Genomic DNA, 20,430 nt, shown 5'->3' with positions numbered 1-20,430 from the left:
CCGCGACGACGCTCGGTATCCGGGCCGATAACGACGAAAGTAGGTCGCGGCGGTCCCTTTCGCACATTGCCATGCGGGGCGGGGGCGAGCATGCTCCGGGTATGACCACTGGCACATCCGGTCCGGTCGAGGTACCGCCGCCCGGCCGCTATCGCATCGACGGGGACCGTTCCACGATCCGGTTCCACACCAGGCACATGTTCGGGATCGCCCCGGTGCGCGGGCGCTTCGGGATCGAGACCGGGCACATCGAGGTCGCCGATCCGGTGCACCGCTCCTCGGTGCGCGTGCGGGTGCCCGCCACGAGTTTCCGCACCGGCAATGGAATGCGCGATCCGGTGGTGCACGGCAAGCAGTACCTGGACGCCGCGCAGCATCCGGTGATCGCCTTCGGCGCGGACCGGATCGCCGAGGAATCGGAAGGGTGGATGCTGTACGGCTCGCTCACCGTCCGGGAGACCACGGCGCCACTCGAGCTGCGGATCGAGGAGTGCCGCACCGAGAACGCGCGGCTGCTGGTGCGGGCCCGGGGCACCGTGGACCGCTACGCACTGGGGATCACCGCGATGAAAGGGATGACCGGTCGGTATCTGACCGCGCTGCTCGAGGTCAGCGCCGAACCGGAATCGGCGGGGAATGGCTAAGCGTTCGGATCCACGTGGCGAGAACTTCTTCGCTGCGTACCTATCGGCGCAACGGGACCGCGGTGATCACCCCGCTGTGGTACGCCGGATCCGGAAAACGTTGGTATGCCTATACAGCGACATCGCAATCGGGGAACGGTCCTGGAAGGTGCGCCGGCTGCTCGCCGAGCCGCGGTGCGCGTTCGCCGCCTCGGATTTCGCCGGAAATCCGCGTGCTCCCTGGCGTACCGCGACGGCCGAGGTGGTGCGCGGCCCGCAACTGCGTGTGATTCGCCGGTTGCTGCGCGCCAAATACGGTAACCGATTTCGGCTTTTCGTCCTTGTCACCATCCTCGGGCGCGCGCTCGGGCATGGTCGCGGGATCGGTCTCGTACTGACTCCGGATCCGGAATTCCCGTAGTGTGTCAGGGAAATCCGGGCGCGGCGGAAACTCTCCACCGGGGCCCGGCGTTGACAGTGCGCAGTCTGCGAATTGCAGTCCCGAGCGATGAGGAGACCGACGTGGGCGTGAGTCAGGAATTGCGCGAACTGCCGAAGGACTACACCCAACGGCCACACGAGGTATACCGCCAACTGCGTGAACAAGGCACGGTTCACCACGTGCGGCTGCCGAGCGGCATGGTCGCCTGGTTGATCACCGACTATGAACTCGCCCGCCAGGCGCTCGCGGACGACGAGTTGAGTAAGGCCAGCGACGGATTCCACGAGGTGCTGCAGAAGCAGGAGAACCGGACCGTCGGCCTGCTCCAGGACGTCAGCGATCACATGCTGAACTCGGATCCGCCGGACCACACCCGGCTGCGCAAGCTGGTCAACCGGGCGTTCACCATGCGCGCGGTCTCCCGGCTGGAGCCGCGGATCGAACAGATCACCACCGAACTGCTCGATGCGATGCGGGACAAGGACGAGGTGGATCTGCTCGACGCCTTTGCCTTCCCGCTGCCGATCACCGTGATCTGCGAGCTGCTCGGGGTTCCGGACGGGGAGCAGGACCGGTTCCGGGAATGGTCGAACATCGTCGTCGCGCTGGCCACGAGCAGCCCCGAGGATGTCGCGCGGGTGCGCGCGGAGCTGCCCGCCTATCTGGCCGAGCTGATCGCGCGGAAGCGGGCGGACCCGGGGGAGGACATGCTCTCCGAACTCGTCACGGTCGCCGAGGACGGGGACCGGCTCAGCGAACCGGAACTGATCTCGATGGTGTTCCTGCTGCTGATCGCCGGGCACGAGACCACGGTGAACCTCATCGGCAATGGAATGCTCGCGCTGCTGCAGAACCCGGATCAGCTCGCCGCCCTGCGCGCGGACCACGGGCTGCTGCCCAACGCGGTCGAGGAATTCCTGCGCTACGACGGGCCGGTGAACATCACGACGCTGCGGTACACCACCGGGCCGTGGACCATCGACGGGTTCACCATCGACAAGCACGAGCTGATCTCCATCCCGCTGGTCGATGCGAACGCCGATCCGGTGAAATACCCGGAACCGGACTCCTTCGACATCTCCAGGGACGCCTCGGGGCATCTGGCCTTCGGGCACGGCATCCACTTCTGCATCGGTGCTCCGCTGGCCCGGCTCGAGGGCCGGATCGCGGTACGCGAGCTGATCACCCGGTTCCCGGACATCGCCCTGGCCGGCGAGCCCACGACCTTCGGCTGGCGGGACAGCTCGCTCATCCACGGCCTGCTGAAGCTGCCCGTCAAGCTGCGCTGACCGGGGGAGCAGTAGTCTCGCGCATCGTGAGTGTGCTCGTGGTGACCGGTACCTCGACCGGTGTCGGCAAGACCATCACCTGTGCGGCGATCGCGGCACTGGCCGCCGATCGGCGGGTGGCCGTCCTCAAACCTGCCCAAACCGGGTGTGCGGAGGAGGAAGGCGACATTCCGCTGATCGCGCGGCTCGCCCCGGGCATCACGACGCGTGAGCTGCGCCGGTTCCCCGATCCGCTGGCCCCGGACGTGGCCGCGCGCCGCTCCGGGATCGGACCGGTCGGCGCCCCGGAGGTGGCGGCAGCGGCACGGGAACTCGACGAGGACCACGATCTCGTGCTCGTCGAAGGGGCGGGCGGGCTGCTCGTGCGGTTCGACGACACCGGGGCCACGATCGCCGACGTGGCCTGGGCGCTCGGGGCGCCCACGCTGATCGTGGCCTCACCCGCGCTGGGGACACTCAACCACACGGCACTGACCGCGCTCGCCCTCGAGCAGCGCGGGGTGCACTGTGTCGGCGTGGTGATCGGGGCCTGGCCCGCCGATCCCGGTCTCGCCGAGCGGTGCAACCTCGAAGACCTGCCCCGGGAAGCGGGCGCCCCGCTGCTCGGGGTGCTCCCGGACGGCCTCGGCCAGCTGCGTGGGGAGGCCTTCCTCGCGGGAGCGCGCTCGGGTCTGTCGCCGTGGTTCGGCGGGGAGTTCGACGCGGACACCTTCGCCGCTCGGGCCTGCGCCGATACCGACAACCCATAGCGCATCCCCGATCCGGGTACCCCGTTCGAGGCGGATCCGGCCGAATCCGGCAACGGGGTCCGTCCAGGTGGCGCCGAAGGACCGGACGGCGCGTCGCGGCCGCCACGGCGCAACCACCCCGGGGTGGTGCCTAGTAGGGTCACGGCGTGGAGGCGAGCACCCCGATACGACCGGACCGACCCGACGCCGAGGCTGCCCTGCTTGCCGTGCTGTGGCACCGGCGCCCGAGAGTCGTCGTCAAGGCAGACCTGCTGCCCGCGATCAGCGTGCTGTCCTTCGTCTCGCTCGCCGGGATCCCGGCAGGCTGGATCTGGGCGATGATCGCGCCGCCGACCCGGATGCTGATCACCGCATCGCAGGGCCCGCTTCCGCTGCCGGACGAGGAACTGCACGCCTTCGACGCGGTCGCGCTGCACGCGGTGCTCGGTCTCGCCATCGGCGCCCTGCTCGGTGCCGCGGTGTGGCTGCTGCGCGAACGGCGCGGCCCGGTGATCATGATCGCCACCGTGCTCGGCGCGCTCGTGGCCGGCTGGCTCACCCTCACCATCGGCTCCGCGTTCGCGAACGGTTTCTATCCACCACCCGGATCGGCCAAGGCGGGCCAGTTCGTGCTGCGCGCCCCGGAATCGGGCGGCATCCTGCCCATCGTGAGCTGGGGGCTGGGCAGCTCGCTGGCCTACGGGGTGCTCGCGGTGTGGAACGGGATGCACGATCTGGGGCGGCGGCTCTCCTGAGTACCCGGCCCTGATCACGGCTTTCTCGCTCACTCCGGTGGTTTGAACACCGCGGAGGGATCGGTCACCAGCATGTCCCTGCGGGTGAACCGGTACTGCGCCGCGGGGCGGCCACCCGAGGGGCTCGTGGTCCCGGTGGGTTCGAGCAGGCCCCTGCGGGTGAGCACCCGCTGTAGATTGGTCGCCGAGATCGGATAGCCGAGCGCGGCGGAGTAGAGTTCGCGCAGCCCGGCGACGGTGAATTCCGCGGGCGCGATGGCGAACCCGATGTTCGTGTAGGACAGCTTGGCGCGCAACCGATCCCGTGCGTGCAGCACGATCTCACCGTGGTCGAAGGCGGTCGGTGGCAACCGGTCCACCGACTGCCACGCGGTGTCCTCGGGCAGTTCGGGATCGGCGTCCGCGGGCACGAGTCCGAGGAACGCGGTCGCGAGCAGCCGGGTGCTCCCGGTCCGGTCCGGCGCGCTGAACACGGCGAGCTGTTCCAGATGCTGACACTCGCGTACGTCCACCTTCTCCGCCAGCTGCCTGCTGATCGAGTTCGCAACGTCTTCGTCCGCGCACAGCCGGCCACCGGGTAGTGCCCATTTCCCGGATTCCGGACGCCGTGCCCGTCGCCACAACAGTGCGTGTAAGCCCAGCGCACCCGCCTCGTCGGCGCGTACCTGGAAAACCGAGGCCAGCACTTCGTGCCCGATATCGGGGCTGTCGGTGGTAGCATACGAAGGCATGTTTTCGATTATAAGTCGAAAACTGAGCCTGGTCGATGGAGGACCCGATGACGACGGCGACGTTGGCGGACGCGAAGTGGGCGCGACAGGTACGCGAGCTCGCACGGGAGCGGGACGCGGTCATCCTCGCGCACAACTATCAGCTCCCCGAGGTGCAGGACATCGCCGACCACACCGGGGATTCGCTCGCGCTGAGCCGGATCGCCGCGCGGGCCGAAGCGAGCACGATCGTGTTCTGCGGGGTGCACTTCATGGCCGAGACCGCGAAGATTCTCGCCCCGGACAAGACGGTGCTCATCCCGGATGCGCGCGCCGGTTGCTCACTCGCGGACTCGATCACCGCGGAACAGCTGCGGGAATGGAAACGGGAACATCCCGGGGCGGTCGTGGTGTCCTATGTGAACACGACCGCGGAAGTCAAGGCGGAGACCGATATCTGCTGTACCTCCTCGAACGCCGTGGACGTGGTGCGCTCGATCCCGGCGGACCAGCCGGTGCTGTTCTGCCCGGACCAGTTCCTCGGCGCGCACGTGAAACGGGTGACCGGGCGGGAGAATCTGCACATCTGGGCAGGGGAGTGCCATGTGCACGCGGGCATCAACGGCGATGAGCTCGCCGCGCGCGCGGACCGGGTGCCCGAGGCCGATCTGTTCATCCATCCCGAATGCGGCTGCGCGACCTCGGCGCTGTACCTGGCCGGGGAGGGGGCGGTCGCCGAGGAGCGGGTGCACATCCTCTCCACCGGCGGAATGCTCGATGCCGCACGGGAAACCGGTGCGCGTTCGGTGCTCGTGGCCACCGAGGTGGGGATGCTGCACCAGCTGCGCAAGGCCGCGCCCGAGGTGGATTTCCGTGCGGTCAACGAGAAAGCCTCCTGCCGGTACATGAAGATGATCACGCCGGAGAAGGTGCTCGACTGCTTGCGCGCGGGGACCGACGAGGTGCGGGTGCCCGAGCGGATCGCCGGGCAGGCACGGACCGCGGTGGAGCGCATGATCGGGATCGGGAAGTCCGGGGGTGGGGAATGACCGTCGGCTGGGAAGCGGATGCCGACCTGGTGGTGGTCGGCAGCGGGGTCGCCGGGCTGACCGCGGCGCTGCATGCGCACGAGCGCGGTCTCCGGGTTCTCGTGGTGAGCAAGGACGAGGTGGCCGAGGGGAGTACCCGGTTCGCCCAGGGCGGGATCGCGGTGGTGTTCCCGCAGGACGCGGCGGACTCCGGAGACGACATCGAGGCGCATCTCGCGGACACCATGGCGGCCGGGGCAGGGCTGTGCGAGCGAGCAGCGGCGGCTGCCATTCTCGCGGACGGACCCGTTGCGGTACAGGGGATCCGGGATCGTGGTGCGGTGTTCGACCAGGACGTCGACGGCCGGCTCGCCCGCACCAGGGAAGGCGGCCACGGGGCGTTCCGGGTGGTGCACGCCGGAGGCGATGCGACCGGGGCCGAGGTAGAGCGCGCGCTGGTCGCCGCGGCCGGTGGCACGGTTCCGGTGCTGACCGGGCATGTGGCCGTGGACGCGGTGCGCACCTCGACCGGAGCGGTCGGCGGGCTGCTGGTGCTCGACGAGAACGGTGTGGCCGGACTGCTGCGCGCGCCTGCGGTGCTGCTGGCCACCGGCGGGCTCGGCCAGCTCTACACGGCGACCACGAATCCCGCGGTGGCCACCGGGGACGGGATCGCGCTCGCGCTGCGTGCCTCGGCACTGGTGGCGGACCTGGAGTTCGTGCAGTTCCATCCGACCGTGCTCTACACCGGGGCGCACGTGACCGGTCAGCGCCCGCTGGTCACCGAGGCGGTGCGCGGGGAGGGCGCGGTGCTCGTGGACGAGTACGGGCGTCCGATCATGGCCGGGGTGCACGAGCTCGCCGATCTGGCCCCGCGCGATGTGGTCTCCGCGGCGATCGCGCGGTCGATGGCCGCAACCGGTGCCGAGCACGTGTACCTGGACGCGAGCTCGGTGGCCCGGGGCGGATTCGCCGCGCGGTTTCCCACGGTGCACGCGGCCTGCACGCGGGCAGGCATCGATCCGGCGCGCGACCCCATTCCGGTCGCCCCGGCCGCGCACTTCTCCTGCGGCGGGGTCGTCGCGAGCGTGGACGGGCGCACCACGGTCCCCGGGTTGTACGCGATCGGCGAGGTCGCGCGCACCGGGTTGCACGGGGCGAACCGGCTGGCCTCCAACAGCGTGCTGGAGGGACTTGTCACCGGGGGACGGGTGGCCGAAGCGGTGCGGGCCGATCTCGGCGCGGCACCGGAACCGGGCAGGCTCGAGGACCCTTCCCTTCCCGCGGAACCGATGGCACCGGCGAAGCGGCTGCGTCCGGTACTGAGCGGGCGGCTGGGCATCGGCAGGGACGCGGAGGGGATGCGGACCGCCATCGAGGAGCTCACCGCGATGGCCACCGTCCGTCCACTATGGACACGCGAGGGTGTCGAGCGGGCCGCGATGACGTTGACCGCCAAGGCTCTCGCGTTCTCCGCGCTGCACCGCGAGGAATCCCGCGGCGCCCATGTGCGGGTGGATTTCCCGGAACGCGACGATGCGCGCTTCGGGCACAGTGCGTTCGTCTGTCTGGACGTTTCCGGGCGACCGCTGGTGATCGGCAAGGAAAGGGCACGGTTGGCCGCATGAACATCACCGAACTCGTCGCGAACGCGCTCGCCGAGGACCTGCGCTACGGCCCGGATGCCACATCCGCGGCGACGATCGGGGCGGACCTCGTCGGTATCGGGCGATTCACCGCGCGCGCCGAAGGGGTGCTCGCCGGGGTGGACTTCGCCGAGCGGGCGCTGACCGAGGTGGCCGGTGAGATCGAGGTGCTGGACCGGATCGAGGACGGCAGCAGGCTGCGCCCCGGCAGCGAGGTGTTCGTCGTGCGCGCCCCGGTGCGAGCCATGCTCACCGCCGAACGCACCGCGCTGAACTTCCTTACCCACCTGTCCGGGATCGCCGGCCACACCGCGCGCTGGGTCGCCGAGGCCGAGGGCACCGACTGCCGGATCCGGGACACCCGCAAGACGCTGCCCGGGCTGCGTGCCGCGCAGAAGTACGCGGTGCGCTGCGGCGGCGGGGTGAACCACCGCTTCGGGCTCGGGGACGCCGTGCTCGTCAAGGACAACCATGTGGTCGCGGCCGGTTCGGTGACCGCGGCGATCAAGGCCACCCGGCTGCACGCCCCCGAGTTGCCTTGCGAGGTCGAGGTGGACGACCTCGCTCAGTTCGAGGAGGCACTGGCCGCGGGGGCGAGCGAGATCCTGCTGGACAACTTCAGTGCCGCCGACTGTGCGCTCGCGGTGCGCCGCAGGGACGAGCACGGATCCGGTGCGCTGCTCGAGGCATCCGGCGGGCTGAGCATCGAGGTGGCCGCGGAGTACGCGCGATCCGGGGTGGACTACCTCGCGGTCGGGGCGCTCACCCATTCCTCCCCGGCCCTGGACATCGCCCTGGATCTGGATACGCACTGACTGACCGCGAAAGGCCGCCGGGTGGGTTCATGCCGGGGCGACGGATTCGATGTTGGCAACGGTGAACTCGCGTTCTCCGTTGCGGAGATGGCACCAGGACACCAGCCACCGGCCGTAGAGCTCGCGGGGGCGGATGTCGCGGTGCGTCCAGCTGCCGTTCTTGTCCCGGTAGCTGATCAGTACGTCACGCTGGTGCTCGAGCGCGTCGGCGAGCAGGACGAGTTCGGCTTCGGTGAGACTGGTGCGCAGCGTGGTCAGGCGTTCGAAGGTGTCCGAAACTTCGGTTTCGGCAGTGGTCTCGCCATTCGGGTCCGCGAGCAGTCTTCCCGCGAGATCCCCTGCGCACAGCCGAGTACGGGTGGCCCTCGGTGTGGTCTCGGTCTTCGTGCGGGCTCGGTGTTGGTGACGGTGCTCAACGATGACGGCACCTTGAGCGTCCTCGGCGACCGGGGCGAACCCTGCGGAGCGCAGCTTGGTCAGAACCTCGTCCGGGTCGAGTGGGCTGGACAGCACCGTGGATGCGAGCTGGGCGAGCTGGAGTCCGGCCAGCTCGCGGGTGTGCAGTATTTCGGCCACGGTTCCTGCGTCGGCCAGGACGCAGGAACGCATGCCACGTACCCGGACCTGGCCATGTCGCCGGTCCACGTCGGTGATGAGGTACTCCAGTGGCTGCGGCAGCGCCCGGTCGGACAGCGCGGCGAGTTCGGCCAGCAGACCCTCGGAGGTCCACCCAGCGTCGAGGGCATCCCGGATACTCTCCGGTGAGAAGCGCCAGACACTCGCGGTCCCACGAGTTTCGCAGACCGCCGAGGCAGCAAGCAGCCGTGCTGCCGCGGGACCCGGCTGCCCGGATACCACCGCCGTCAGGTCCGATTGCAGGACGACCGCGCACCGTGCGTCCGGAAACAACGGAGCCACCCGTTCGGCCAGTTCCGACACCGTGTCGCCGTCGTCCTCGTCGTGCGCGGATATCAAGTGCTCGCCGTGATCGCTCAGCACATCAGCGGCCAGCAGCCCCAGCCGCCGGCCTTCGCGCACTGCGGCGGCCAGTTTCTCGCGGAGTTGTCCGGGTTCGTAAGCGTGCAGTGGGCAGAACCAGTCGATGTGCTCGCTTGCCGCAGTCACCGCACGGCCGCCACGTGCGGCGCGCAGCAACGCGCGCCGGATCATTCCCGCATCGGAGACAAGCGGCAGGGGCGGCGGCAATTCCTTGTCATCCTGGATGTCCCGGCTGGTAGGTGCGTGCTCCAGTGCGAACCATGCAGTGACGAGTGCCGCCCACTGGTGGCCGGGCTCGGCCTGGCGCCAGTGCGGGTAACTATCGGTGGGCGCATAACCACCGCTCACCGGCCCGAGCAGGCTCGCGGCAGACGCGAGATCGATCGCCAGGGGCACGACCTCGGCGGGCAACGCGAGCCGGGCAGCCAGCCGAGACCGTTCCCGCGAACCGACACCGCCCTTCTTCAGCGCGCTGATCGGAGTCGAGCCCGCCTCATCCAGCACGGCGGTCACCGCACCCACCAGGTCCTGAACAGCCGCCTGCGCGGTGGTGAGCACTTGCGCGGGAGCTGGTTCGGCCGCCGGGATGTCCGGCGGACCGATCAGTGGTTCCTCCAGCTCGGCCAACCACGCCGCGAGTCCGACTTCCCGGGGCAGTTCCCAACGGCTGCCGACCCGCAGTATCAGCCCGGAGGCGGCCAGTTGGCGATTCGGGCTGGTGCGGGGAGCGCCGTAATACACATGCCCCGCACCGGCATCACACCGCAGCTCGTCGAGCTGGTCACGTGCCGCACTGGGCAGCTTCGCCACGATCTGCGCGACCGCCGGAACATCCGCCAGTGTTTGCTCCAGCCGCACGGTCAGTTCCGGTTTGCGGAGCCCGGTCACGTCGGCCCCCAGTGCCTCGGCCGCCGCGCGCAAGTCATCGACCAGTACATCGCGCGCGACCCTCGCGATCGGCCGGCCACCGCCGAGTTCGGCGGACCAGTGCGCCGCCAGCCGGTCCGGCAGGCGAACCGTATCCGAGTCCGTCCAGGCCAACCCGCGACCACACAGATCGGCTACGGGATCCCGCAGCCCGGGTTCGGGAATCCCCAGCAAGCGCGCCATCTCCGGTATCCCGGCCGAGGCGCCGAGAGCGGCGATGGCCTGACCGACCACGACACAGTCGCGGTTCACCTCGCGGAGCCCGAAACTCAACGAATCCGCTCCGGCCAACCGCTCGGCAAGCTGGGTAAAGCTTGTCGGGACTGGCTCGACCCGCACGTCCGCGCGCATCCGCAGCAACTGGATCAGCTTGGTCTCGTCCAGACCTGCCAGGTAACCGGCGAACGAACCGTTCTCCATGTTCCGTATTCTGCCCGATCGGCGCTGCTGGGACCTGTCAACGCCGGCAGGCCGCCGGATTGACCGAGGGGGTCGGGTCGAGCAGGTAGGTGCCGTCCTCGGACTGATCCGCGTCCCAGGCGGTGCACAGCTTCGAGTCGTCCGCTCCGGAAGCGGTGACCTCGATGAACCCGGCACCCGGGCGAACCTGGATGTCGGTGTACCCGTTGTCCTCCAGCTTGTCCACGAAGGTGCTGCCGTAGTCCATGCTGATCGTGTTCGCGGCGAAGTGCGTCTGCAGTTCCTTGCCGTTGTGCGCACGCAGGTTCTGCTGCACCATCGAGGCGAGCTGGGGCACCGAGGTCGCGCTGCGGATCGTGTCGTTGGTGGCGATACCCACGACCAGGTATCCGATCCAAGCGAGCATGAGCACGATGACGATCATGGTCAGCCACTTCGTACGGGGCCGGAGCCGCCTGCGCGCCGGTGCCTCCGGCTCCGGGGTGCGCGCCTGGGTCACGGTCTCGCCGCCTTCCTCGAACGGGTCTCGGTCTCCGCGGGACGGTAACCGATACTGTGACAGCCGTGCCGCGCGCGATGTATCCGACCCTGCTCGTGCTGTGCCTGCTCGCGCTGTCCGCGTGCACCGGCACCGCGCCGCAGCCACAGCCCAGACCGCCGATGCGGACCGCGACCATCGACGTGGCCAGTGAGCCCGCGACGCTGAACCCGGTCGCCGGATACGCCCCGGACGGAGCGGCGCAGTTCTACGACGGGCTGCTCGAACATCGTGTGGACGGGCGCGCCGAACCGGCACTTGCCACCGCGCTGCCCGAACCGGACGCGACCGGGACGCAGCTGACGGTGCCGATCCGGAAGGGGGTGCGGTTCTCCGACAGCAGCCCGTTGCGCCCGGCCGATGTGGTCGCCACCTACCGCGCGGTGCTCGATCCGGTCTACCGTTCCCCGCTTCGTGCCCGCTATGCCAACCTGCGCGCGGTGGACGAGACCGGGGACGGTGCGGTGCGGTTCACCCTCGCGCACCGGGAACCGGGATTCGACCGGTTGCTCACCCTCGGCATCGTGCCCGCCGCGGCGCTGCGCGAGCGCGAACCGGCCGAGCGGCTGCCGATCAGCACCCGGCCGGTCGGCGCCGGCCCGTTCACCGCGGTGGACTGGCAGCGCGGGCGGTCCCTGACCATGCGGGCGCGGGCGGACTACTGGGACGACAAACCGAAACTGGACAAGATCACCGTGCGGTTCCAGCCCGATGAGCGGGCCCGGCTCGCCGATCTGCGCGAGCACAAGGCCGATGCCGCGCGGGTGACGAACAGCAACCGCCAGTCCCCGGTGGACGGGACGAGCGCGGTCGAATCGCTGAGCGCCGAATACCGCGCGGTCACCCTGCCCGAGGACAACCCGGTCACCGGGGACCAGAGCGTGCGGGAGGCGATGAACCGTGCGCTGGACCGGTCCGCGCTCGTGCGCGATGCCCTCGGCGGTGTCGGTGAACCCGCGTCCACCCCATTCACTTCCGCTCAGCCCGAATACCAGGACCCGAGCGCGCACTACGAGTACGCCAAGGGCAAGGCCGAACAGAGCTTGCAGCAGGCAGGCTGGACCGCGAAACCCGGTGCGGTGCGCGCGAAACACGGCACCCAGGCGCGGTTCACGCTGCGCTATCCGGACGGGGACCCGGAAGCGAAGACCTTGGCGGAGGGCTTCGCCAAGGACATGCGCACGGTCGGCATCCAGGTCGACCCGGCGAGCGGTGAACCGGCCGAGGGCGAGGCCGCCCTGGTGGCCCGCGGGGACCCGTTCGCCCCGGGGATCCCGGACGCGACCGCGCAGGCGCAGACCGATCCCGCTCAGCGCGCGATCGCCTACCGGGCGGCCGATCGGGCCTATTTCGCCAAACCCGATCTGGTGGTGCTGGCCCGGATGGCGCACACCTATCTCGTCGCGGACCGGTTGCGCGGCTATCAGCCGGTGCTCGATCCGGTGCGTCCGCAATTCACTTGGGGGTTGTACTGGAATTTGCCAGAGTGGACGACATGATCGATCTGTCCGCGGTACGTGCCGATACCCCTGCCCTGAACGAACGGATTTTCCTGGACAGCGCCGGGTCCTCGGTGCCGCCTACCCCGGTGCTCGAGGAGATGTTCGCGCACCTGCGGCTGGAGGCGAGCATCGGCGGATACCGGGCGGCCGCGCAACGGGAGGCCGAGCTCCGGGCCGGGTACCCGGTGTTCGCCGAACTGCTCGACTGCGCACCCGAGGAGATCGCGTTCACCGAGAGCGCCTCGCGGTCCTGGCTCGCGCTGCTGGACGCGATCCCGCTCGGTCCGGGGGATCGGGTGCTGATCAGCCAGGTCGAATACGGCAGCTATGTCATCGCGCTGCTGCGCCTTGCCGAGCGCGCCGGGTTCACCGTGGAGCAGATGCCCTCCGACGAGACCGGGCAGGTCGACGTCGAGGCGACCCGCGCGATGCTCGACGAGCGGGTGAAGCTTGTCTCGGTGACCCATGTGCCGACCAACTCCGGCCTCATCAGCCCGGTGGCGGCGATCACCGCGGCCGCGCACGAGGTGGGCGCCTTCGTGCTGCTCGACGCCTGCCAGTCGATCGGCCAGTTCCCGGTGCGCATGGGGGAACTCGGCGTGAACATGATCACCGGGACCGGGCGCAAATGGCTGCGCGGGCCGCGGGGCACCGGTTTCCTCGCGGTGCGCCGGGACGAACGGCTGTGGCCGCGGCTGATCATGGACAGCGCGGCCAGCCTGGACGGCCCGGACAGCTATCACATCCACTCCGGACCGGGTGCGCAGTACGAGTTGTTCGAGTACGGCGTCGCGGCCCGGCTCGGGTTGATCCGGGCCGCCCGTTACGCGCTCGAGCTCGGCCTCGGGCCGATCGGGGATGCGGTGCTGGCCAAGGGCACCCGCCTGCGCACCGCGCTCGGCGAGCTGCCCGGTGTGCAGGTGCTCGATCCCGGTCGGGAACAGGGCGGGATCGTCACCTTCGCGGTCGCCGGGACGCCGGTGGGCGCGGTACGCGAAGCCCTGTGGCAGAAGGGGATCGTGGTCAGCGGCGGCGCGATGCCGGACGGGCTGCTCGACTGGCGCGCCCGCGGCCTCGACGGCTGCGTGCGGGCCTCGCCGCACTACTTCACCACCGAGGCCGAGCTGGACGCTCTGGTGCACGCGGTCGCCGCCCTGGCCTGAGCCGGGTGCGGCACCGCCCGTACCCTTGAGTCATCGCCGTCATCGAGGAGTATCCGATGCTGACCCGCACCGATCTGCGGCCCCAGGCGCCGCCACCGTCCGTGCTGCGCGGCATGCTGCCGCGCGCCGAGGTGGACGTGGACGCCGTGCTGCATCGGGTGCGGCCGATCGTGGATGCGGTGCGCGAGCGCGGAGTGGACGCCGTACTCGATTACTCCGAGCAGTTCGACAAGGTGCGCCCGGACACCGTACGGGTGCCCCGCGCGGCCTGCGCCGAGGCCCTGGCCGGGCTGGATGCCGAGGTGCGCGCGGCACTCGAGGAGACGATCACCAGGGCCCGGGCGGTGCACGCCGATCAGCGCCGCACCGACACCACGACCACGCTCGCCGAGGGGGGCACGGTCACCGAACGCTGGGTTCCGGTGCGCCGGGTCGGGCTCTATGCACCCGGCGGGCTGGCCGTGTACCCGTCCACCGTGGTGATGAACGTGGTCCCGGCACAGGCAGCGGGCGTGGAATCGCTCGTGGTCTGCTCGCCGCCGCAGTCCGGTGGGTACCCGCACCCGACCGTGCTCGCCGCCGCCGAACTGCTCGGCGTGGACGAGGTCTGGGCGGTCGGCGGGGCGCAGGCGATGGCACTGCTCGCCTACGGGGGTACCGACACCGAGGGTGCGGCGCTCGAGGGCGTGGACATGATCACCGGCCCGGGCAATATCTACATGACCGCGGCCAAGCGGCTGCTGCGCGGCCTGATCGGCATCGACGCGGAGAACGGCCCGACCGAGATCGCCATCCTCGCCGATGCGAGCGCCGATCCGGTGCACGTCGCCGCGGACCTGATCAGCCAGGCCGAACACGACACACTCGCCGCCAGCGTGCTGGTCACCGATTCGGACGAGCTGGCCGATGCCGTGGACGCCGAACTCGAACGCCGGGTGGCGAACGCCAAGCACACCGAGCGGATCACCGAAGCCCTGCGCGGTAAGCAGTCCGGCACGGTGCTCGTCTCCCGGATCGAGGACGGGATCGCGGTCGTCGACGCGTACGCCGCCGAGCACCTGGAAATCCAGACCGAGAACGCGAGCGCGGTCGCCCGGCGGGTGCGCAACGCGGGCGCGATCTTCGTGGGCCCCTACGCGCCGGTCTCGCTCGGCGACTACTGCGCGGGTTCGAACCACGTGCTCCCGACCGGTGGCTGCGCGCGGCACTCCAGTGGGCTGTCCGTGCAGACCTTCCTGCGCGGGATCCACGTGGTGGACTACTCCGAGGCGGCGCTGAAAGCCGTGGCGGACAAGGTGATCACGCTCGCCACCGCCGAGGACCTGCCCGCCCACGGGCAGGCGATCAGCGCACGGTTCGAGGAGCGGTGATGACCGGGCCGGGAAGGGAGATCAGCCTCGAGGAGCTGCCGCTGCGCGCGGATCTGCGCGGGCGCAGCCCCTATGGCGCACCGCAACTGGATGTGCCGGTTCGGCTCAACACCAACGAGAACCCGTTCGAACCGCCAGCCGAACTCGTCGCGGATATCGTCGCGGAGACCGAACGCGCCGCGCGCACCCTCAACCGGTACCCGGACCGGGAGGCCGCCGCGCTGCGCACGGATCTCGCCGCCTACCTGAGCCGGGTGACCGGGGTCGAACTCGGCGCGGAGAACCTGTGGGCGGCCAACGGATCCAACGAGATCCTGCAACAGCTGCTGCAGGCCTTCGGTGGCCCCGGTCGGACCGCGCTCGGGTTCGAGCCCTCCTACTCGATGCACCCGATCATCTCGGCGGGCACCAGGACCGAATGGCTGCCCGCCCCGCGTCGCGCGGACTTCTCGCTGGACGCGGCGCAGGCCGCGCGGCTGATCACCGAGCACACGCCCGATGTGGTGTTCGTGACGAGCCCGAACAATCCGACCGGGCAGGCGGTCCCGATCGAGGACATCGCCCGGATCGCCGAGGCGGCACCGGGACTGCTCGTGGTCGACGAGGCCTACGCGGAATTCTCCGATCAGCCGAGCGCCGCCCGGTTGATCGCCGAATATCCCGGGAAACTGATCGTCTCGCGCACGATGAGCAAGGCGTTCGCCTTCGCCGGTGGGCGGCTCGGTTATCTCGCCGCCGCTCCGGCCGTGGTGGACGCCCTCGCGCTGGTGCGGTTGCCGTATCACCTCGCGACGCTCACCCAGGCGGCCGCGCGCGCGGCACTGCGGCACGCGGACGCCACTCTCGCCGGGGTGGCGACCCTCGCCGCGGAACGCGACCGGGTCACGGATGCCTTGCGGGACATGGGTTTCGACGTCGTGCCCAGCGATGCGAACTTCTTCCTGTTCGGGCCGTTCGAGGACGCGCAGCGGGTCTGGCAGTCCTATGTGGATGCCGGAGTGCTGATCCGGGATGTCGGCATTCCCGGGCGGCTGCGGGTCACCCTCGGCACCCGCGAGGAGAACGACACCTTCCTTCAGGTCACGAAAAACGGGGTGGTTGAGCCATGAATCGCGTTGCGCGTATCGAGCGCACCACGAAGGAATCGAGCATCGTGGTCGAACTCGGCCTCGACGGCTCGGTTCCGCCGAAGGTCGAGGTGGACACCGGAGTCCCGTTCTACGACCACATGCTGCATTCCTTCGGCGTGCACGGTGCCTTCGACCTGAGCGTGCACGCTACCGGAGACACACACATCGACGCGCACCACACCGTCGAGGACGCCGCGATCGTGCTCGGCCAAGCACTGCGCGAAGCGCTCGGGGACAAGGCGGGGATTCGCCGGTTCGGGGACTCCTTCATCCCCATGGACGAGACGCTCGCCCAGGCCGTTGTGGACGTCTCGGGGCGGCCCTACTGCGTGCACAGCGGCGAACCCGAGCTGCTGGAGGGTTTCGTCGTCGGCGGGCATTACCCGACCGTGCTCAACCGGCACGTGTTCGATTCGCTCGCCTTCCACGCCGGAATCGCGCTGCACGTCCGGGTGCTCTATGGCCGCGATCCGCACCACATCACCGAGGCACAGTTCAAGGCGGTGGCGCGGGCACTGCGGTCCGCCGTGGAATCCGATGAGCGGGCCGGCGGGATTCCGTCGACCAAGGGAGTGCTCTAGATGGATGGAGTGCTGTAAATGGGAGAGTGGCTGTGGATCCTGCTGCTCGCGCTCGGCGGATTCCTCATCGGCGGGGTCATCTCCGTGTGGAAGACCGCGAAGTTCTTCGCGATCATCCTGCTACTGCTCGCCCTGCTGGCCATCGCGGGCGGCGTGGTCTGGTATCTCTCGACCTGATCCACGGTCACTCTGGGTGGTCGGGTCCTGCGAATCGTGCAACTCGAGGTGCGGACGAAAGAGGGCACGAAGTATCGTTCCCGTAGTTCGATACCAAACCAGATACGAGGGGTAACCGTGACATATCCGCCACAGGGACCACAAGGTCCGCAGGGGCCGCACGGCCCACAGGGACCGCAGGGTCCCGGCTATGGAGGCCAGTACCCGCAAGGGGGCGGATTCGGCCAGCAACCAGGCGGTCAACAGCCCGGACCGCAGCAGCCGGGGCCGCCGAGTGGTGGCTTCGGTCAACAACCAGGTGGTCAGCAACCTGGGTACCCGCCGCAGGGTTACCCGCAGCAGCCCGGCCAGCCCTATGGCCAGCAGCCTCCGTACGGCCAGCAGCAGCCGTATGGCCAGCAGCAGTTCGACCAGCAGCCGGGCTTCGGCGGCCCGGGCGGCCCCGCGCCCAAGAAGAAGACCGGCCTGATCCTCGGTATCGCCGGGGGCGGGGTCGTGGTGATCGCGGTCGTACTCGTCCTGGTGTTCACCCTCGGTGGCGGTGGCGCCTCCGGAGTCATCAAGGACTACGTCAGTGCGATGAGTAGCAAGGACGCCAACAAGATTCGTGATCTCTCCTGCAAGCAGGTCAGTGACCAAGATTTCGCCAAGGGCGTCGAGCGGATGAAGAAGTACAGCCAGGACATCAAGGTCGAGGTCAGCCTGACCGGCGATGTCAAGGAAGAGGGTGACAAAGCGACTGCCCCGATAAAGGCCAAGATCACCGGTACCGTGATGGGCCAGAAGATGGATCAGGACGCTGCGGGGACGATCGAAGCCCAGAATGGGGCCGATGGTTGGTGCGTCACTGGAATAAAAGACGCTAAGCCTAGCGGAGGCAGCTCGGGCAGCTCGTACGGCTCTTCGCCCTCGTACGGGGGAGGTTCCGACTCGTCCGACGGTGGATACTGAGTCACCGTGACCTACCCGCTTCCGTCGACACCGCCGGGGAAGACGAAAGGCAAGCGCCTTGCTGTTCTCCTCGGCGGTTTCGTCGTTCTCGTCGCCGTCGTGCTCATCCTCGTGTTCACCCTCGGTGGTGGGTCCGGGGCGGACACCGTGATCGGACAGTCGATCAAGGCCGTGAACGCAGGGAACTTCGACGAGGTGAACAAGCTGCGGTGTTCGGGCACCGACTCCCGGGACACCGTGCAGGAACTGCGGGACAAATTCCTCAACGTCGAATACCAGATGACCCAGTCCGGCCCGGTCGAGGAGGACGGTGACTTCGCCAAGGCCCCGGTGAAGACCACCGCGCAGGGCAGCATCCTCGGCAACAAGGTCAGTGACGACAAGAACGGCGAGATCCGCGCGAAGTACGCGGACGACAAGTGGTGCATCGTGGATTCGGGACTGAGCGGATCGACTCCGGGTAGCTGAATCCGCGCTATTCCCCGCCTTCCGCGAGGGGCATGAGACGCGGGGCGCCCGGGCCGTGTTCGGCCTGCTCGTCGTCCGGGTTCTGCAGGGTGCAGGTGCGCAGCGAAAGACAGCCGCAGCCGATGCAACTGGTGAGCCGGTCGCGCAGCCGGGTGAGCGCGTCGATCCGGGTCTCCAGTTCGGCATGCCAGGTGGAGGAGAGTCGTGCCCAGTCTTTCCGGGTCGGCGCGCGGTCGGCGGGCAGTGAGTCCATCGCGGTCTTGATGTCCTCGAGGCTGACCCCGACCCGCTGCGCCGCTTTGATGAACGCCAGCCTGCGCAGCACACTGCGCCGATAGCGTCGCTGGTTCCCGGTCGTCCGCGTGGCGAAGATGAGCTCCCGATCCTCGTAGAACCGCAGTGCGGTATGCGCTATTCCACTGCGCGCGGCGACCTGGCCGATCGTGAGCATCTCGGGAAGTTTTGTCACACAAGGAAGATTACTCCTTGACCTCCAGATAAGTCGAGGTTTCACGATGGGCTCATGACGACGACAGCGGAGCTCACCTACACCGACCTGCCCGCGCTGATGCGGCGCCTGGCGGGCGACGAGAAACACAACGCGGCCGCGGAGTCCACAGTGGACGTGATCTGGGTGCTGTACGACTCGGTGCTCGATATCGGCCCGCACAATCTGGACGATCCCGGCCGGGACCGGTTCCTGCTTTCCAAGGGGCACGGCCCGATGGCCTTCTACGCGGTGCTCGCGGCGAAGGGCCTGCTGCCGGCCGGGGATCTGGATGGCTGGGGCACCTTCGAGTCCCGGCTCGGCGGTCACCCGGACCGCACCCTGGTGCCCGGCGCGGAGATCAGCAGCGGCTCACTCGGCCACGGGCTGCCGATCGGGCTCGGCCTGGTACTCGGCTGGCGTGCCACGGGACGCACCGGACCGCGGGCCGTGGTGCTGGTCGGGGACGCCGAACTCGATGAGGGCAGCAACAACGAGGCGATCGAGTATGCCGGACGGCTCGGCCTGGAACAGCTCACCGTGGTCGTGGTGGACAACTCCTCCTCGACCTATGGCTGGCCGGGCGGAATCGAGCGCCGGTTCACCCTCGAGGGCTGGACCGGACGCACGGTCGACGGCCGGGATCACGATGCCCTGCGCGTGGCCTTCACCGAACCCCACCCCGGACGGCCGCTCGTCGTGGTCGCCTCGGTCGAGAAGAAAGGTGCCTGAACGATGACGACAGCGACGACCCTCGGAATGCGCGACACCTTCACCACGACGGTGACCGAACTGCTCGACGAGGATCCGCGGCTTGCCGTGGTACTCGCCGAGATCAGCGCGGACCGGCTCACCGAGGCGGCCGCGCGCCATCCGGACCGGGTGATCAACGTCGGTATCCGGGAGCAGCTATTGGTCAGCGTGGCGGGCGGGCTGGCGCTCTCCGGGATGCGCCCGATCGCGCACACCTTCTCGGCGTTCCTGGTCGAGCGCCCTTTCGAACAGGTCAAGCTTGACTTCGCGCACCAGGATGTGGGCGGAATCCTGGTCGGTTCCGGGGGCTCCTACGACATCTCGTTCGGTGGGCGGACCCATATGAGCCCCGGGGATGTGGCGCTGATGGACAGTCTTCCCGGCTGGACGATCCAGGTGCCCGGGCATCCGGCGGAGGCGGCCGCCCTGCTGCGCGCCGACGCGGCCAGGGATGACGCGGTATATCTGCGCCTGTCCGAGCAGAGCAATGCGCGGCCCTATGCCACCGACGGCGCGATGACCGTGCTCAAGCGCGGCAGGGAAGGCGTGGTGCTCGTGGTCGGCGCGCTCGCGGACAACGCGCTCGCCGCGACCGAACAGCTCGACGTGACCGTGCTCTACACCCCGACCGTGCGCCCGCTGGATGTGCGCACCCTGCGCTCGGCGGTGTTCACCGCGAACACCGATGTGCTGCTCGTGGAACCGTATCTGCGCGGGACATCCACGCACGCGGTCGCCGAGGCACTGGTGGACATCCCGCACCGGATCGCCGCGCTCGGCGTGGATCGCGGGCATGAACTGCGCGGCTACGGCGAACCCGCGGACCACGAGCGGGCGCACGGGCTCGATGCGGCCTCGATCGCCGCGCGGGCGCGCCGGTTCTTCCATGCGGGCGCACCGGACGGACCGGTGCTGCGGGCAGGCTAGC

General features: G+C 69.3%; 22 protein-coding genes. 18 read left to right on the top strand and 4 right to left on the bottom strand.

Features of this window, described 5'->3' with window-relative positions; translation table 11 throughout:
- Positions 1–101 precede the first annotated feature (101 nt).
- From A37U_RS0119280 to A37U_RS0119260, 5 genes are all read left to right on the top strand, one after another.
- On the top strand, positions 102–644 hold the full coding sequence (locus A37U_RS0119280; RefSeq protein ID WP_020498309.1) for a YceI family protein: 543 nt from the start codon (positions 102–104) through the stop codon (positions 642–644).
- A 148-nt stretch (positions 645–792) separates the two neighbouring features.
- A complete protein-coding gene (locus A37U_RS0119275; RefSeq protein WP_157182895.1) occupies positions 793–1,044 on the top strand; it encodes a hypothetical protein in 252 nt (83 codons plus the stop codon).
- A 101-nt stretch (positions 1,045–1,145) separates the two neighbouring features.
- Positions 1,146–2,354, top strand: coding sequence for a cytochrome P450 family protein (locus A37U_RS52635; protein ID WP_020498307.1), 1,209 nt, complete (start codon positions 1,146–1,148; stop codon positions 2,352–2,354).
- Between the two features lie 26 nt (positions 2,355–2,380).
- Positions 2,381–3,103, top strand: coding sequence for a dethiobiotin synthase (gene bioD / locus A37U_RS52630; RefSeq protein WP_026197375.1), 723 nt, complete (start codon positions 2,381–2,383; stop codon positions 3,101–3,103).
- A 146-nt stretch (positions 3,104–3,249) separates the two neighbouring features.
- On the top strand, positions 3,250–3,837 hold the full coding sequence (locus A37U_RS0119260) for a DUF2567 domain-containing protein (RefSeq protein WP_020498305.1): 588 nt from the start codon (positions 3,250–3,252) through the stop codon (positions 3,835–3,837).
- A 29-nt stretch (positions 3,838–3,866) separates the two neighbouring features.
- Here the strand turns inward: A37U_RS0119260 and A37U_RS0119255 are convergent, their stop codons facing one another.
- Complete coding sequence (locus A37U_RS0119255) at positions 3,867–4,568, bottom strand: NUDIX hydrolase (protein WP_020498304.1); 702 nt, start codon at positions 4,566–4,568, stop codon at positions 3,867–3,869.
- Positions 4,569–4,603: 35 nt separating this feature from the next.
- Between A37U_RS0119255 and nadA the strand changes: the two genes are divergently transcribed.
- From nadA to nadC, 3 genes are read left to right on the top strand one after another with little or no spacing between them, the layout of a single operon-like run.
- Positions 4,604–5,596: a quinolinate synthase NadA gene (gene nadA, locus A37U_RS0119250; protein ID WP_020498303.1), complete on the top strand. Its 993-nt coding sequence runs from the start codon at positions 4,604–4,606 to the stop codon at positions 5,594–5,596.
- Positions 5,593–7,203, top strand: a complete 1,611-nt coding sequence (locus A37U_RS0119245) for an L-aspartate oxidase (RefSeq protein ID WP_020498302.1) — start codon at positions 5,593–5,595, stop codon at positions 7,201–7,203. Before nadA ends, A37U_RS0119245 begins: the two co-directional genes overlap by 4 nt.
- Positions 7,200–8,036 carry a carboxylating nicotinate-nucleotide diphosphorylase gene (nadC, locus tag A37U_RS0119240; RefSeq protein WP_020498301.1) on the top strand — a complete coding sequence of 279 codons (837 nt, stop codon included), beginning with the start codon at positions 7,200–7,202 and terminating at the stop codon, positions 8,034–8,036. Before A37U_RS0119245 ends, nadC begins: the two co-directional genes overlap by 4 nt.
- Positions 8,037–8,063: 27 nt before the next feature.
- Here nadC and A37U_RS0119235 read toward each other — a convergent pair whose 3' ends face one another.
- Positions 8,064–10,382, bottom strand: coding sequence for a helicase-associated domain-containing protein (locus tag A37U_RS0119235; protein ID WP_020498300.1), 2,319 nt, complete (start codon positions 10,380–10,382; stop codon positions 8,064–8,066).
- Positions 10,383–10,419: 37 nt separating this feature from the next.
- Positions 10,420–10,881 carry a hypothetical protein gene (locus A37U_RS0119230; RefSeq protein WP_020498299.1) on the bottom strand — a complete coding sequence of 154 codons (462 nt, stop codon included), beginning with the start codon at positions 10,879–10,881 and terminating at the stop codon, positions 10,420–10,422.
- Between the two features lie 65 nt (positions 10,882–10,946).
- Here A37U_RS0119230 and A37U_RS44275 point away from each other — a divergent pair, with 65 nt between their 5' ends.
- The 8 genes from A37U_RS44275 (at position 10,947) to A37U_RS0119190 (ending at position 18,262) form a co-directional block, all read left to right on the top strand.
- Positions 10,947–12,419 carry an ABC transporter substrate-binding protein gene (locus tag A37U_RS44275; RefSeq protein ID WP_157182894.1) on the top strand — a complete coding sequence of 491 codons (1,473 nt, stop codon included), beginning with the start codon at positions 10,947–10,949 and terminating at the stop codon, positions 12,417–12,419.
- The gene (locus A37U_RS0119220) at positions 12,416–13,585 is read left to right on the top strand and encodes an aminotransferase class V-fold PLP-dependent enzyme (protein WP_026197374.1); all 1,170 of its coding nucleotides are present in this window, start codon (positions 12,416–12,418) and stop codon (positions 13,583–13,585) included. Before A37U_RS44275 ends, A37U_RS0119220 begins: the two co-directional genes overlap by 4 nt.
- 56 nt (positions 13,586–13,641) lie before the next feature.
- Positions 13,642–14,955 (top strand): histidinol dehydrogenase, encoded by a 1,314-nt coding sequence (gene hisD, locus A37U_RS0119215; protein ID WP_020498296.1) that lies wholly within the window; start codon positions 13,642–13,644, stop codon positions 14,953–14,955.
- Positions 14,955–16,064, top strand: a complete 1,110-nt coding sequence (locus tag A37U_RS0119210) for a histidinol-phosphate transaminase (protein ID WP_020498295.1) — start codon at positions 14,955–14,957, stop codon at positions 16,062–16,064. Before hisD ends, A37U_RS0119210 begins: the two co-directional genes overlap by 1 nt.
- Entirely contained in the window at positions 16,061–16,666 is a 606-nt protein-coding gene (gene hisB, locus A37U_RS0119205) for an imidazoleglycerol-phosphate dehydratase HisB (RefSeq protein ID WP_020498294.1), read from the top strand. Before A37U_RS0119210 ends, hisB begins: the two co-directional genes overlap by 4 nt.
- A gap of 18 nt (positions 16,667–16,684) precedes the next feature.
- Positions 16,685–16,843, top strand: coding sequence for a hypothetical protein (locus A37U_RS52625; RefSeq protein ID WP_020498293.1), 159 nt, complete (start codon positions 16,685–16,687; stop codon positions 16,841–16,843).
- Positions 16,844–16,960: 117 nt separating this feature from the next.
- Positions 16,961–17,794, top strand: coding sequence for an Rv0361 family membrane protein (locus A37U_RS53750; RefSeq protein ID WP_240437612.1), 834 nt, complete (start codon positions 16,961–16,963; stop codon positions 17,792–17,794).
- Positions 17,795–17,800: 6 nt separating this feature from the next.
- Entirely contained in the window at positions 17,801–18,262 is a 462-nt protein-coding gene (locus A37U_RS0119190; RefSeq protein WP_020498291.1) for a hypothetical protein, read from the top strand.
- Positions 18,263–18,269: 7 nt separating this feature from the next.
- Here A37U_RS0119190 and soxR read toward each other — a convergent pair whose 3' ends face one another.
- A complete protein-coding gene (gene soxR / locus A37U_RS0119185; RefSeq protein ID WP_020498290.1) occupies positions 18,270–18,713 on the bottom strand; it encodes a redox-sensitive transcriptional activator SoxR in 444 nt (147 codons plus the stop codon).
- Positions 18,714–18,785: 72 nt separating this feature from the next.
- Here soxR and A37U_RS0119180 point away from each other — a divergent pair, with 72 nt between their 5' ends.
- Positions 18,786–19,481, top strand: coding sequence for a thiamine pyrophosphate-dependent enzyme (locus A37U_RS0119180; protein ID WP_020498289.1), 696 nt, complete (start codon positions 18,786–18,788; stop codon positions 19,479–19,481).
- Positions 19,482–19,484: 3 nt separating this feature from the next.
- A complete protein-coding gene (locus A37U_RS0119175) occupies positions 19,485–20,429 on the top strand; it encodes a transketolase family protein (RefSeq protein WP_051111668.1) in 945 nt (314 codons plus the stop codon).
- The last annotated feature ends 1 nt before the right edge of the window (position 20,430 follow it).

The organism is Sciscionella marina DSM 45152 (assembly GCF_000379465.1).
Taxonomy (GTDB): Bacteria; Actinomycetota; Actinomycetes; order Mycobacteriales; family Pseudonocardiaceae; genus Sciscionella; species Sciscionella marina.
The sequence above is the reverse complement of the archived record's forward strand: the minus strand, read 5'-3'. Positions and strand labels throughout refer to the sequence as shown.